The organism is Commensalibacter sp. M0268, from assembly GCF_016101925.1.
Lineage (GTDB): Bacteria > Pseudomonadota > Alphaproteobacteria > Acetobacterales > Acetobacteraceae > Commensalibacter > Commensalibacter melissae.
This window is the reverse complement of sequence record NZ_JACFPQ010000005.1, coordinates 17,962-34,063: the sequence shown is the minus strand read 5'-3', so window position 1 is coordinate 34,063 and position 16,102 is coordinate 17,962. Positions and strand designations below refer to the sequence as shown.

General features: G+C 38.5%; 8 protein-coding genes. All 8 read left to right on the top strand.

All coding sequences use genetic code 11. The features are described from left to right. Window position 1: 1 nt before the first annotated feature. The 8 genes from H3R28_RS08195 (at window position 2) to H3R28_RS08160 (ending at window position 16,074) form a co-directional block, all read left to right on the top strand. The gene (locus tag H3R28_RS08195) at window positions 2-418 is read left to right on the top strand and encodes a secondary thiamine-phosphate synthase enzyme YjbQ (RefSeq protein WP_155568773.1); all 417 of its coding nucleotides are present in this window, start codon (window positions 2-4) and stop codon (window positions 416-418) included. A 20-nt stretch (window positions 419-438) separates the two neighbouring features. Continuing rightward, on the top strand, window positions 439-1,170 hold the full coding sequence (locus H3R28_RS08190) for a ComF family protein (protein WP_155579960.1): 732 nt from the start codon (window positions 439-441) through the stop codon (window positions 1,168-1,170). A 90-nt stretch (window positions 1,171-1,260) separates the two neighbouring features. Beyond that, a complete protein-coding gene (gene grxC, locus H3R28_RS08185; RefSeq protein ID WP_155564878.1) occupies window positions 1,261-1,515 on the top strand; it encodes a glutaredoxin 3 in 255 nt (84 codons plus the stop codon). Between the two features lie 48 nt (window positions 1,516-1,563). After that, window positions 1,564-2,046: a DUF2147 domain-containing protein gene (locus H3R28_RS08180; protein WP_198198209.1), complete on the top strand. Its 483-nt coding sequence runs from the start codon at window positions 1,564-1,566 to the stop codon at window positions 2,044-2,046. Between the two features lie 355 nt (window positions 2,047-2,401). Then, window positions 2,402-2,743 carry a DUF6616 family protein gene (locus tag H3R28_RS08175; protein WP_198210627.1) on the top strand — a complete coding sequence of 114 codons (342 nt, stop codon included), beginning with the start codon at window positions 2,402-2,404 and terminating at the stop codon, window positions 2,741-2,743. A gap of 83 nt (window positions 2,744-2,826) precedes the next feature. Then, a complete protein-coding gene (locus H3R28_RS08170) occupies window positions 2,827-7,890 on the top strand; it encodes a Hint domain-containing protein (protein ID WP_198210626.1) in 5,064 nt (1,687 codons plus the stop codon). 93 nt (window positions 7,891-7,983) lie between these two features. Next, window positions 7,984-9,456, top strand: coding sequence for a class I adenylate-forming enzyme family protein (locus H3R28_RS08930; protein WP_198210625.1), 1,473 nt, complete (start codon window positions 7,984-7,986; stop codon window positions 9,454-9,456). Between the two features lie 75 nt (window positions 9,457-9,531). After that, complete coding sequence (locus H3R28_RS08160; RefSeq protein ID WP_198210624.1) at window positions 9,532-16,074, top strand: type I polyketide synthase; 6,543 nt, start codon at window positions 9,532-9,534, stop codon at window positions 16,072-16,074. Window positions 16,075-16,102 lie beyond the last annotated feature (28 nt).

Sequence of the window (16,102 nt, the reverse complement as noted above, 5' to 3'; positions counted from 1 at the left end):
AATGAAACAGCAGGTTGGTAAATTGAGTGTTAAAACGCAAGGTCAGGGATTAACCATGATTACGGCTGACCTGTCCAGTTGGATTTTGCGATCAGCTATCAATACTGGCCTGTTAACGATATGGTGTAAACATACTTCAGCTTCTTTAACCGTTCAGGAAAATACGGATATTTCGGTAAGAAGTGATATTCTAAATTATTTTAATGATCTCGTTCCAGAAAATCGCTCCTATCAGCATGCTGATGAGGGGAGTGACGATATGCCCGCCCATTTAAAAACGATGTTGACCGAAACCTCCTTGTCTATTCCTGTCATTGAGCGGAAATTAAGTTTAGGGCCATGGCAGGCCGTTTATTTGTTTGAACATAGAAAAAGGCCACATATTCGAGAACTGGTTTTACATGTAATGGGGAACTAGAGAATGATGATATTAAGAAAATGCTATCGAAAGCTTATCTTGATATAATTGATTTTTTATTTCCGCCACGCTGTATTTTATGCGGTGTTCATATTCAACGATCTGGATATTTATGCTCTGACTGTTTCAAACAGCTTGAATTTATTGTGGAGCCCTGTTGTGAACAATGTGGAACGCCTTTTCTTTCTGATTCAGAGGCGGGAGAGGATCATCTTTGTTTGAGTTGTCAGCAAGAGCCATGTTTATGGGAGAAGGGGCGGGCAGCTTTTGTATATAACGAAGGGATTAAAAAGTTGATTTTACCCTTAAAATATGCAGATCGGTTGAATGGCTTGAACTTTTTAGCAGGTTCTATTTGGAATATTGCCAATCCCTTTTTTGATAATGCTGCATATATAATTCCTGTTCCGTTATACAAGAAACGTTTGCGACATAGAAAATACAATCAATCGGCCCTGCTGGGAAAAAAATTGGCCAAAAGATCAAATATTCCCCTTTTATTATTGGCCTTGAAAAGAATTAGGGATACACAGTCCTTGGGACATTTGAATAAACAGGAACGACAAGATTTACTGGAAAATGCATTTCAGGTTAATCCAGCCTATTCAAAAATTCTTCAGGGTAAGACAATTATATTGGTGGATGATGTTATGACCACGGGCAGTACCCTGATGGCCTGTAGCAGAATATTACTGGAAGCGGGTGTAAAACGCATATTTGTGGTTGTTATTGCAAAAGTAAGTTATTTCTGAAAATAAAATTATTCATTTATAGTTTATAAATTATAGATTATCATAAATAAGATATATTATTTGTAATTAAATGTTTTTGGGAGAAAAACTATGGCAAAAGTTGAAATATATACACAACCAGGATGTCCTTTTTGTCAAAAAGCTCTGACGCTCTTAAATTCAAAAGGCGTGAAATTCAATCAGATTAATGCTCCTAAAGGTACGGCAGAACGAGAAGAGGCAATAAAACGTTCGGGGGGTAAGACTACTGTTCCGCAAATTTTTATAAATGGTCAGTCAGTGGGTGGATGTGATGATTTGTTAAGGATGGAAGAGACCGGGAAGCTTGATGCATTATTGAAATAAATCAATAAATATTGATTTATTTATTAATAAATGGAGATGATTAAGCAAGTGTTAAATAAAAATAAAGTTATAACCAAGATTTTAGGTGCTGTAATAGGCGGAATGTTCTTATGTTGTCCCTTTTATGTAAATTACGCGCAGAATCTGAATGAAACTAGATCCATGCCAGAAATTGGATTATGGACAACCAAGGCAGAAGACGGTGTTTTTCAGATATATAAATGTGGTGAGGGTCTTTGTGGCAAATTTGTAGGGATGCAATATAAAGGACCTGTTGCTCCCGTGAGTTCTAAAGGAACTTCCCAGTGTAATTTTTTAATGTTGCGTAATTTTATGCATAAGGAAAAAAGTAAATATTGGGTAGGAAAAATTATAGATCCCCGAAATGAAAAAATTTATGATGCCAAAATCTGGATAGACGATCATGATCAATTAAAAATCCGGGGTTTTATGGGGATCAGTCTATTTGGTGAAACACATGTTTGGCATCGGTATAATCATGTGATCGATAGAGGTTGTAGAATTAAATAATATTATTTTATTTCTACAAATAATTATTTTTTATTATTTCAATTGTTATCAAGAGCGTAATTAATAAATCGTAATGATTTATAATAATTACGCTCTTAATTATTATTATATTTTATATTTCGAATAAATGATTATTAAATCAAAGAATAGATTTTATAAATATTCGTTAAATTATATCAATAATAAATAAATCGTATTAAATTAATGATTTATTCTTTGTATTTTTATTGATATTATTAAAGATAAATTTTATTTATTGAATCAATTACATATTTTTTATCTTATTTAAAAAATTTTTTATATAAAGATTAGGAAACTGATTTTATATAAAAATGGCGAATTAAAAGGAAATATTATGGCCTATGTATTTACCCAAGTTTTTACCGGTAGGGAAAAATGGATAAAGCTTACAAAGGCAATCAAAGAACAAGTTTTGCAACGCATGATTTCAAGTCTATCAACCTTGGCAGGTGAAAATCGGGTCCAGTTAATCGCTATTGGTCAAATAGAAGGAAAAGTTCCTCGTGCAGTGGATGCGGAATATTATGTAACCTGGTCTGTACCAATTAATGAGTTAACTTCATATATAGTTGGGCATTTTCAAGAAAGTGAATGGAATGAATATTTTGAATTGGTCAATATTGGGGGGAAAGCTTTGACTATCCCTCAATTTGCGGAAGTTATTTTAAGAGAATAATGCCAGATATATTTAACTAAATCATATTTAATCAATTGAACAATATTTAAAAATACCATTGACTTTAATTAAGGATGAAATTAATGCAGCCTACACGTGTACAAGATGCAGCCACATTGAGAAGTGGTGAAGATTCAGTTCCCGAGTCTGACGATTCTTCAGTAACTTCTTCCTTAATTTCTTCCTCAAGTTTTGATCATACGTCAACGTTTGCCATGCTTCAGCCAATTCCCGGTGCTACAAGCAACTCTATTGAATATGATCCATCTCAGGCGCATCCTGAATGGGGATCGGGTTATGAACCTGATCCTAATGGGTTTAATGATAATACATTTGCCTTTAATTTTACATCTTTGACATTTTCCATGACAGATCCTACCGACATGATGAGCACGATTGCAGCGGCGGCTGGACAAGGCTGGGATTTGTTTGCAAACGCACTTGATCCTGATTCCTCCAGGATTGTTATCAATGATCCGGGTCAAGGTAATGACCTGTTGATAGGTGATGGATTGCAACTTGTTGTTGGAGCCACGCTTAGGGATCTATTAAAAAAGAATGGGGTTGATATCACTAATCCCATCGTTAGAAAACTTATAAAAGAACAGGATTGGGGGCAAAAATTTCTAAGCCAGATTGATAATTTGATCAGTGCCCAGAATGGTCCAGGACACATGATTATCTGGAATAAAACCGGCGTTATGGTTAGTGCGGGTGACAACAAGGCAACCATGGAAGTGAGGGCTGGCAACAAACTTTATGTGGGAGACACAAACAGTTCAGGATATGATGCCTTTGGAACGGGAAATTTACAGTTAGGTTATAATGAAAAAAGTGCAACGGGTTCCGCATCGCTGATCCTGGATGAAGGGTCATATCTAAGTGTTAATGGATTTTTGGGTGGAGCGGCGGATAAATCCTATGCAGGTCAATCCATTGGTTCAGGTATGGAAAACCAGAGAACAGGTGCTGTTTCAACCCAAAATCATGTAAAAATGGATGTTGATGGAAATTGGGGGCTTGTTGGTGATATTCGACCCGATAAACCAGCCAATTGGACACGTGTAGGCAATAATAACAAGATTAATGTCGGAGGCACGTTGGGGGTTTATATGTTGGCCTCCATGACAATTGGAAGTGATACAGAGATAAGTGTTGGATCCAATGGTTGGGCCCATACAGGAAGTGGTGTGTTTGTCGGTTCAGGTGGGTATATGTCCACTGGTTTTGGAAACAGGTTTATCATTGCTGGTGGTATGGGTGCCGGTTATATGGATCTGTCCGCTTCGGGGAAGGCGGCGCAGCTGATAATTGGTGATGATAATGTTATTCATCTGACTAACAGAAATGCCGGCATATTTGCAGCTGAGGCAGGGGCATCCGTTACAGTGGGGGATAGTTTGACCCTGACAGGGGCTGAAATATCAGTCGGTTATGGTCAAAATAGTATGGACAGAATTATTGATGAGGATTCCAAGTACCGTACTGCCTATATGTCTATCGGTAAAGATGCCAATATTTCTCTAGGTTATGAGAATTTGTATCCGATGGCCAATGCTCCATCCTTTGCGGAGGATGGTGTGATAAGATTAGATGCCAGTAATTCACTTTTACAGTTTGGAACAGGACTTGCGCTTAAAGCGAATATAATTTCTCTGGGACATTATTTAAAAGATACTTCCAATTCAAATTTTATAGACAGTGATGGTAATGCCCTGGCTGAATTCAGGGTCGGTTCAAATAATAGCGTTGTCATTGGCTCAGGGGCAAATATCAGTTTGGGTTCTGGTATTGTTATTAATGAAAACCAGGGATATGTCGATTTGCAGGGAGGTGTTCTGAATGCTGGATACATTCGTATGGGTCGATATTACATTGAAAATCTGGAAGTTCCCATAAACGGATCCAGTTATATATACCGGAATAATTCAAGTGCGTCGATTCATATTGGGGACGGTTATCAAGTCAGCTTAACCCAAGATATTACCATTGATGGCAGCTTTGATCGATTAAATATTGGTGATAATGTCGGCATTCAAGGAAACGGGATGTATCTTGGTGATTTTAGAGGGATTGGTTCAGAGACCAATCATCCTACATCAAGATCATTGATTTCTGCCGGCAATCTAACCTCAATGACAATAAGTGGTGACATCAATCTGAATGGTAATGCAAATTCAGTGATGTTGGGGAGCCAATCTTTATTGGAAACTACTGACGGCAATTTAAATATAGATGGAATAAACCAGCTGTTGACTATAGGAAATGGGGGGATTTTATCCGCTGCAAAAACGCTGCTTCAGAATGGTAGTAAAAGCATTATTTCTGTTGGCAATGAAGGTAGGATTGTCGCGAGTGCTGTCCAGCTAATAGGTAATGGTGAAACATTCACTATCGGAGATAATGCTGGTATTTCTGCAGACCGAATTATTATCGGTTATCGCGGGGGTTCTTTAACGATAGGAAAAAATGTTGATTTTGATGTTCACTATTTTGATGTTAATGTATCCCGAACGGTAGCATTAGGGGATGGAGCTACAGGATATATAGGTGATACAACCACGGTTGATAAAACGGTTTTTAATACTGGTAATGCGAATAATCTTGAGTTTGGCAATATATTCCTTGGCGATAATAACAAATTTAATGTTTCAGGATCAATCAAGGGAGCTGGTATAAATCTGGGTAGCAAAACATCGTTTACAGCTGCAACAAATGCATCGGTTAATTTTGGTAGTGGTAATGTCACGTTATCGGATAAAAATAATAGTTTTAAATTAAATGATAATGTTACTTTTACGGCTGGAACAGTCACTGCTGATTTGAATACGAACAATTTTATCCTAGGATCGAATGATTTTTATGATCTAAGAGGTTGGAATTTATCAAATACGTCAGGCCCTGCAAAAACATTCACTGTCGGGAATGGAGCTACCGGCAATTTTGGTAATGTAAATTTATTGGGTGAAAATGTCACCTTCAATACAGGTAATGCGAATAATCTTGAGTTTGGCAATATATCCCTTGGCGATAATAACAAATTTAATGTTTCAGGATCAATCAAGGGAGCTGGTATAAACCTGGGTAGCAATACATCATTTGCAGCTGTAACGAATGCATCGGTTAACTTAGGTAGTGGCAATGTCATGTTATCAGGTACCGGTAATAATTTTATACTAAATAATAATGTTGCTTTTACGGCCGGAACGGTTACTGCTGATTTGAATACGAACGACTTCACCCTGGGTTCGAATGATATCTATGATGTGAAAGGATGGAATCTATCGAATTCATCAAGTCTAGCCAAGACATTTGCTGTCGCGGATGGTGCTACCGGTAATTTTGGTGACGTGAATTTAACGGGTACGGTTAACTTTTCTACTGGTTTGGCAAACAATCTTACCTTAGATACAGTGATGTTGAACAAGAATGCATCCATTAATCTGGATGGGACGTATGTCACTGTTCATAACCTGGACATGAGTAATGGTGGTGTCGCTAATTTGAACTATAACAGTGCAGAGTCCAATGTTGTTTCTTTATCCAATGTAATATTGAGCGGTAATGGTCGGATAAAAATCGCACAAAATTCTGAAGTTGATATTGGTTCTCTAACAATGGACGGTATAAATCCGGGTGTTATAGAATTGGACAATGATGCAGTTTTGAATATTCGTTCAATCAATGCCACCAATGTTGGTACAGATATGCCGACAATCATTATTCATAATGGTGCCCGTGTTATCGTTAATGGTCAACAAATAACAAGGTCAAGTTCTTCAAATGATTTGATTGCTGATTTTAATAATGAAGCCAATGGTGTTTATGAATATCATGGTAGCATTGAAGATGTCGATGGTCATTTGGTGATCAAGAATTTTAAACTTGATGATCATCTGTTATTTGAAAATGATACTGGGTCATCGGATGTTAACACTTTTTATACATGTTATAAGGACGGTATTTTATCCATTATTCACAATGATGGAAAAACATCCAAAACTATTGCCTCTTTTCGTTATGATGCAGGGGACAGCAATCAGGCATTGCCTAATGTAAATATTATTCGGGGTTCTGATGGTAATTCCTATTTTGATATAACAAAATGCTTTCTATTGGGAACAAACATTCTTACATCTAAAGGTGAAAAACCGGTTGAATCTCTTTCCGTTGGTGATGAGGTTGTGGCTATTTGTAATAATGGAAGGATAAACCGTAAAATTGTTTGGATTGGTAAAACGGATATTTCCGTGGATCAAGGTAAAAATAAAAACGATTTGTATCCAGTTTGTATCAAAGCACACGCATTTGGTCTGAATAAACCGCATCGTGATTTATATTTAACCCCTGAACATACCGTGTATATTGATGGTGGTTTGATTCCTGTCCGTATGTTGGTTAATGGCCGTTCGATTGTTATTGATAAATTCCGGGACAAATTCCAGATTTATCATGTTGAAACAGAACAACACTCGATTTTGCTATCAGAAAATCTGATGACTGAATCTTATTTAAATACAGATGATAAGTATCTATTTGATAACGATATTGTTAATTTCGGTCTGGAGTTTAATGAACATGCAGGTCATAAAAGCTGGGAAAATGACGCAGCTGCACCATTGACTGTTTCCAGAAGCAAGGTTGAACCGATTTGGAATCGTTTGGATCGCAGGGCAACTCAGCTGGGGTATAAACCTGTCATAAAAAGAGCGATAACCCGTAATCCTGATTTATGCCTTATTACTGATAAGGGGAAAAAGATTAAGCCTGTTCATTTCAAGGATAATATTTACAGTTTTTTTATTCCTGATGGTACTTATGTTGTAGCCATGAATTCAAAAACATCTTTACCTTCAGATGTTATTGGACCCTTTATAGATGATAGACGGACACTAGGTGTTTTGGTTTCGAAAATTAGCGTGATTTCTAATAGAACCCTGATTATGTTCCCGACTGATATTTCGGAACTTTCAGGTTGGCATAGCATTGAGCCCGATAGAACAGATCGTTGGACAATGGGATTGGCGCAATTGCCAATTGAGATAACAAGATTTGGCACTGGGAAAAAATTGATCCGGGTTGAGCTGACAGATACAGCTTCTTATCTTGTTGAAGATGATATCAATGAAATGATGAAACTGGCATAAAGCAATTTGTTGATTATCCAGTTAAATAGGGCTAATAGAGCTTTCCTTTTATTATAGCTAAAAGGGAAGCTTTTATTTAAGGGAAAAACAGACGTGTTTGATCGCTTCATAGATTATGTTGCAAAAGTTGCACCGGATAAAATTGCTATCCGTTCATTCGAAGGCTCAATTACTTTTGCGGCAATGAATAGAGACATAAATCGGCTTGCACATGCTTTATTGGAAGTTATTGATAATAGTTCCAAAATTGTGGCTGTTAATTATAAGCAAGTACATATTCACTGGATGCTTTTAATGGCGCTAAGCCGAATTGGTGTCGCTTCAGCATCAGTGTCCAGTAATAGCGAGATTGCTGAAAAGGAGATTGCTATATTGCAGCCTGATGCAATTATTAGCGATACGCTTTTTGATATTGATACGGCAGCTAAAATACACGTGCTTGATTTGAATTGGTATGATCAGGCCATGAAGCGTTTCAAATCTGATCCCATTTATACGCTCTATGAACCGGATCGTATTGTACGTGTTTCAATTGCGGCTGGAACGTCTTTCATGCGGCATAGAATCGATTATACAGCCTCAATGATTGAATCATCTGTCATAAGGATGATTACTCAGGAAAAAATCAGCTGGTCTCTTATGTCGGAAATTCCGAGATATCCAACATTGCTACCCACATTAGCTTTTGGCAGTTTTCATGGATTTTTATGCTATCTAAGCATCTGGTCAATCGGCGGGACAATTATTATGGCTGATCGCGAGCAGTATTTTGCCGCTATTGCCATGTTGTCACCTGATTTGATGGTTATTTCGCCTGCACAGCTTCAATTGATTGCAGAAAATTTGCCAGAAGATATACCCAGACAGGATCATTTAAGATTAATTGTCGTTGCTGGTAATTTTCCTAATGGTTTACGTCATTTTGTTCAGCAACGTTTGACAAAAAATCTGAATGTTACCTATGCGACAAGTGAGGCAGGGGTTATCGCTTCGATCAATATTGATCAAATCAACCATGATGACACTGCGGGGTGGATCATGCCATGGATTGATGTGCAGGTTGTTGATGATCAAGACCATCCGCTAGCATATGGTGAGATAGGTAATATCCGAATTAAAAGTCCAAATATCGTACAGAATTTTTTCCAAAATGTTCAGGATACTCATAAACAGTTTAAAAAAGGTTGGTTCTATCCCGGCGATTTAGGAATATTGAATGAGGAAGGTCTTTTAAGGCTGATTGGTCGTGTGGATGAACTTTACAATTTTGGAGGTGATAAATTTTACGCTAATAAAATTGACGCAGTCATTTGCAGTATAGAAGGTATAAAAGATGCGGCTCTGTTTTCCATGCCTGATAACGATGGAATTCAGCAACCCTGGTTAGCTATTGTTCGCGGAGATAATTTTGATATTGATCAAATTGCCAGGATGTTGGAAAAAGAATTTTATAACCTGCCCGATGTAAGTGTCTTATGGGTTAATTCCATTCCGAGGGATGAAGAGGGACATGTGTTGCGCAATCATCTAAAAAAGCTGGCAATGCAATATATTGAAACCATTTAATAAAAATTCGAGATAGAATATTTTATTAATGAGAAAATATAATAAATAATTATAGAAAAAAGAAAGTGTTATTTTATGGGAAGACTAATAAACAAATATAGTAACGAAGAAATTGCAATCGTTGGTATAGGCTGTAGATTCCCAGGAGATATTTTCAATCTTTCAAGTTTTTGGGAGGCTATTTGTCAGAAAAAAGAAACGGTTAGCCGTATTTTGCCTGATCGTTGGAACTGGCGGACGGCCTATGATCAGGATAATTCAGTTATTGCCAAAAGCTTTTTTCTAAATGCCAGTTTTCTGACACAGCCTATAGTTGAATTTGATCCCTTGTTCTTTGGTATGTCTCCTAAAGAGGCTGTACAATGTGATCCACAACAAAGAATATTACTTGAAGTCGCGTGGGAGGCGCTAGAAGAGGGAGGTCTTGTTCCATCATCCTATGCTGGACAAAAAGTGGGCGTATTTATAGGTGTTTTTGCGACGGACTGGTTAACAAAACATTCTGTTAGCGAAGCGAAAGAAGGGGATATAGAAAGAAATTTTCTTCCTACAACTTTGCCGATTACTATGCTTTCTGCCAGACTTTCTTATTTTTTTGATTTTTGTGGTCCCTCGCTTGTTCTTGATACAGCCTGTTCATCTTCTTTAACCGCAATTCATCTGGCATGTCAAAGTCTGAGAAATGGCGATAGTGATATGGCCTTGGCCGGCGGCGTTAATTTGATGATCACGGATCAATCCGGTGCTATTGTCGCCAAGGCCAATTTCATGGCCGAAGATGGAAAAAGTAAAAGCTTTGATGCTTCTGCTGACGGATATGGCAGGGGAGAGGGTTGTGGTATTGTTGTTCTTAAACGGCTGAAAGATGCTGTGCGTGATGGAGATAAAATTCATGCAGTCATTAGCGGGGTTGGAATTAACCAGGATGGACATAATGAAGGATTAACTGTTCCAAATGCGCGTGCACAGGAAAAACTAATTCATCAAGTTGCTCAACAGGCCAATGTACAATTGGAAGATATCGTTTATGTTGAGGCGCATGGAACAGGGACACCTGTGGGAGATCCTTTAGAAGCTCAGGCAATCTCCAATACAATTGGCAAAAGCCGACCGAACGGACAACCTGTTATCATAGGATCTGTAAAGGCAAATATCGGGCATTTAGAAGCGGCGGCAGGTGTGGCCGGATTGATTAAGGCTTGTTTGTGTGTCAAGCATAGAGCCGTGCCACCACAGGCAAATTTAAAAGAGCCAAATCCTAATATCCCTTTTGCTGAGATGAATTTACGCCTGATTCAGGATAAAGTTGTTTCATTAAAATCCTTGTCAGATGATTTATATGTTGCGGTTAATTCCTTTGGTTATGGTGGATCAAACGCAAATGTTATTTTACGGGCTCCTCGTCAAAATGAACAATCATCAGGTATCTGTAGTAAAACTGCTTGTTTACCTTCAAATCGGTATATTTTATCGTTATCAACGAAACAATTGCCGTCTTTAAAATTGATGGCACAAAGTTATTGTGAGTATTTCGAGCAGGGAACCGATATATCCCTTGCGGATATCTGTTATTCAGTGGGAAAGCATCGTTCATTTTTTCAGAAACATCTGGTTGTTGTTGCAAAAAACAAAGATGAATTTATTCAAAACCTTCAGGATTTTATACAGGATAAGGTAAATTCGGATGTAATAATTGGTAATCAGCAGGTTAAAACACAAAGCAGGCCTGTTTTTGTTTTTTCTGGCATGGGTCCACAATGGTGGGGAATGGGAAAGTGGCTCTTATCGAGGGGGCCTGCTGAATGTATAACAATCGCTGAGAAATGTGATTCTTATTTTAAGAAATTGTCAGGTTGGTCAATTCTTGAAGAGATGCAGAAAATGGAAACTGAATCTCGTATTCATGAAACGGCGGTGGCTCAACCCGCCATTTTTGTAATTCAAGTTTGTATAGCGACAGCCCTGAAAATTTATGGAATTGAACCATCTGCGATTGTAGGACACAGTGTTGGTGAAATTGCTGCCGCCTATATTTCAGGTGCTTTAAGTTTGAAGGATGCCATTACCGTCATTTACCATCGTAGTCGATTGCAACAAAAATTTTCTGGTCAGGGGGCAATGCTGGCCGTCGGTCTGCCACCTTCATCGGCGGTCAATTTAATCGAAAAATATGCCGGAGATGTTACGGTCGCAGCGATTAACAGTACGCGTTCTTTTACTCTATCTGGATCAAAAGAAAATCTAGAAAAAATTGCACTTGAACTTGATAGGCATTCAGAATTCAATCGTTTTCTTAGGGTGGAACTTGCCTATCATAATCCCATCATGGATCAGATCCGGGAAGAATTTGAGGCATCAGTGCAAGATATTTGTCCACAAATGCCTGTAACCCCCTTGTATTCGACGGTTACGGGGCGTATTTGTGATGATACCTTCTTTCATGATGAGAATTATTGGTATCGTAATTTACGTCAAACAGTTTTGTTTGCCGAGGCGGTATCCTCTCTTATTCATGATGGACACAATCTATTTTTGGAAATAGGTCCTCATCCAGTTTTATCTTCTTCTATCAAAGAATGCGCTGCAACATTAAACAGTTCGATTGCTGTTACTTATAGTTTGCACCGTTCTGAACCTGAAGAAAAAGCCATTATAAAAACGCTTGCCAATCTTTCCGCAATAGGTCTTGATCTTGACTGGGGAAAAATCACGGGTGGAAAACGGATCGATTTACCTTTTTATCGTTGGGCACGAGAAAGTTACCTTTTTGAGAGTAAACATTCTAAAGCGACACGGTTGGCGGAACGCGTAAATCCAGTTCTAGGCAATGTTGATTGGGCCGCATCACGGGGCTGGTTGTCCGAGATGAATATCAATTTTATGCCATGGTTGCCCGACCATAAGGTTGAAGGGATGATTGTCTTGCCCGGGGCGGCGTATGTTGAGGCCGCGTTGGCAGTTCATGCTCAACTGGCAATTGATGCACCTAAAGAAATGCAGGAGCCTGCCATTATCGAGGATCTGCAATTAAAAAAGGCAATGATTATTGACCAGCATTTTTATCCGTATATGACTTGGTGCCTTGATGATTTAACAGGGCGATTACTTGCTTTTGGGCGAGTCAAAAATGATTCGCATGAATGGGAATTATATGCAACGGTTGCTCTGCGACGTACTATGCCATGGTCGGAAGATAAGGTAATTGATCTCCAGATATTAAAAGAGAAAATGTCTGAAGATATTCAGATTGAGTTCTTTTACCAGAAATTATGTGAGCATGGACTGGAATATGGCCGGACTTTCCAAACAATTAAGAGATTATATCATAATTCTGATGCCGTATTGGCCTATCTTGAAATTGCTGATACTGAACAGAATAGTATCAAGGATTATTGTATTCATCCAACCTTGTTGGATGGGGCTTTTCAACTGTTTGGAATTTTGTGTGCAAAACAGCAAGTAAAAGATACCACTTTCCTTCCTGTCGCTATTGAGCGGGTTATGTATTATGGTCGACATGAGGGCAAGCTATATGCTTATGCCAATAATCCGGTAAGAGATGAAGACTTATTCACTGGTGATATTGATCTTTATACTGAAAAGGGAGAATTGATTGCTTCTATCAAGGGGTTGACTGTTAAAGAAATAGCCAGTCAAAAGCAGAAAGAGGCCAGACAGATGGGATTGCTTTATCATCGTGAATGGCAAAAATCAAAACCTTTATCTCTTCTAGGAGAAATTGCCAAGATTGCGATATTGACAGATAGTGATCAATTTTTGGAACTCCTGAAAAAAGAACTTGAGATGCAGGGGATAACCGTTCTTGTTGGAAAGATTGGTCAGCAGTTTGGAAAAGAGACTGAAGACCTATTTCATATTCGGGAAGGTCAGGTAAAAGATTATCAGGATTTTTTTTCTTTTGTTAATATTCATCAATGTCGTGCGGTTGTTTATTTTTATACCAGAAACAACGAATTTGAAGATAGAATTGGATTGTCTCTGGTACAAGAAGCTCTGGTGCTGTCACATGGATTACCGGTAATTGAAGAAAAGAAAATTTCAGAGAATTTTCGTTTCGTGATAATTACTAATGGATCAGAACAAATTCATGAAAATAATAAATCAATTAATTTGGATCAATCATCATTAAGAGGATTTGCGAGGGCTTTTTCCTTTGAACGTCCTGAACTGAAATTAAAATTGATTGATATTGATGCGGATCTTAAGACAGATTCAGCTATCCTTGCAGCCGAAATCCTGGATGAGGAGATGGAGGATGATGTTGTCTTGCGTGGTCAGGATCGCTACCTATCCCGTCTAACACCAATGACAAGGCGTGAGGAAGTGCAATGTGTTCCTTATGAACAATTTGATTCTCAAAAAATTGGATTTCGGCTTGTTTCTGGTTTTCCGGGTATTTTGGATAAAATCCGTTATGATGCATTTGTGCGTCAACCACCGCCTCCAGGTCATGTAGAACTTGAAATTATTGATGCTTCTTTGAATTTTAAAGATGTATTGAAAGTTATGGGCCTGTTACCGCGTTCTGTCATGAAGGATACATTTCACGGTGATGGACTGGGAATGGAGGCCTCTGCAAAGGTTGTCGCCGTTGGTAAAGGGGCGGAGGAGGCTGGCTTTTATGTTGGAGATCGCCTTGTCATTACGTTTAAGGGATGTTTAACTTCACATGTTACCCTGGCATTGAAGGATATTTACGCGGTCCATTATTCCACGCATTCCTTGTTAAGGGAATCAAAACGATATCAGTTGACCTCTGATGAAATTGATAAAATCAAGGAATATGATCAACATAAAATCCCTGATGCAGAAGCGGCTACTGTGCCCATAGTGTTCTCTACAGCTTATCATACACTGATCAATTTGGCGAATTTACAACAGGGTCAAATAGTTCTTATTCATGCTGCGGCAGGAGGTTTGGGACTGGCCGCAATTCAAATTGCAAAAATGCGGGGAGCCAGAATTTTTGCAACGGCTGGAAATGAGAAAAAACGTCAGTATTTGCGGGATTTGGGATGTGAACAGGTTTGGAATTCGCGTAATCTTGAATTTGTCGATGGGGTTAAACAGGTAACTTGTGGAAGGGGAGTGGACGTTATCCTGAATTCCCTATCAGGAGAAGCATTACATCACAGTTTGGAACTGCTTGCCCCATTCGGCAGTTTTTGTGAGGTGGGAAAGAAAGATATTGCCGAAGAACGTTGGATGCCAATGAAGGCATTCAATAAAAATATTAATTTCTTTTCTATGGATTTGGATCGGATGGGAGCTGTTTGTCCAGAAAAAGTTCTGGATATTGTGACAAAAATTGTGCGGGATATAATGAATGACAAAATTATTCTGCCACCCTGTAAGGTCTATCCTGCTGCAAAAGCGGTTGAAGCGTTCAGAACATTAGCTTCTGCCCAGCATATCGGTAAAATTGTAGTCAATTTTACCGATACAAAAGATGTAATGGTTAATCCTCTTCAAAAAGAAGTTGCCTCGATTGAAGCCAATGCGCTTTATCTGGTGACAGGCGCTTATGGCGGTATGGGGCTTGAATTGGTGCAATGGCTGGCTGAAAAAGGAGCCAAACATCTTGTCTTGATAGGGCGCTCACTTAAGAAAAATGATTCATCAATTCAGAAAATTCTAAGCATCTTACAAGAGAATGAAATCAGTTTGTATCAAATGCAGTGCGACTTCACGGATCTTCATGCCCTACAACAAACAATTGGAAAAGTGCAACAGTTGCCATATCCCCTAAAGGGAATATTTCATTGTGCTGCAATTATTGATGATGGAGTGGTTGAAAATCTTGATAGGGAACGGGTTGCAAAAGTTATGTTACCCAAGGCGCAGGGTGCCTGGTATCTGCATGAGCTGACCAGGGATATTGCGTTGGATCATTTTGTTTTATTTTCATCTGCGACTCATTTGTTTGGCAATATCGGTCAGGCAGCCTATATTTCCGCAAATGCCTTTCTGGATGCTTTGGCGCAATATCGTCAAAGGATTGGTTTGCCTGCTTTATCTATTGAGTGGGGCGCTATTGATGGTGGCAATATGCTGAAAAAGGATAGTCATGTTGTCAAAACATTTCAGAATTTTGGAGTGAATCCTCTACCTGTCAAAAAGGCACTCGATGTAATGCCATTATTATGGAAACTTCACAAACCCTTTTTGGCCGTCCTTGATATTGATTGGTCAAAATGGTTCAGCGCGTTTCCTGTTACGCGAACTTATGGTCGTTTTCAGCCTTTGACCGCATTAGGGGTTTCAACAGGTGAACAGACTGAAGTTATGAAACAGTTAAATACCTTGCCTTTAGAGGGACGTTTACCTTTTGTCATCGAGAATTTAATTCATATTTTGGAAAAAACGTTGCAATTGCCAGCAGATACAATTGATGGAAACACTCGGTTAACCGAGCTCGGAATTGATTCTTTGATTGGAGTGGAACTGCAGATTGCGATCAGTAATCAGTTGGGATGTGAAATTTCGTTGCTACAGCTTATGAAAGAGGAAAATCTTCAGGATGTTGGACGGGTATTGCTTAGAAAGTTAAAAGTTCCTTTTGAAAGTAATGAAATTTTAACACTGGAAAATGTCTGAGAATAATTCAAGTAAAAATTTGAACGTG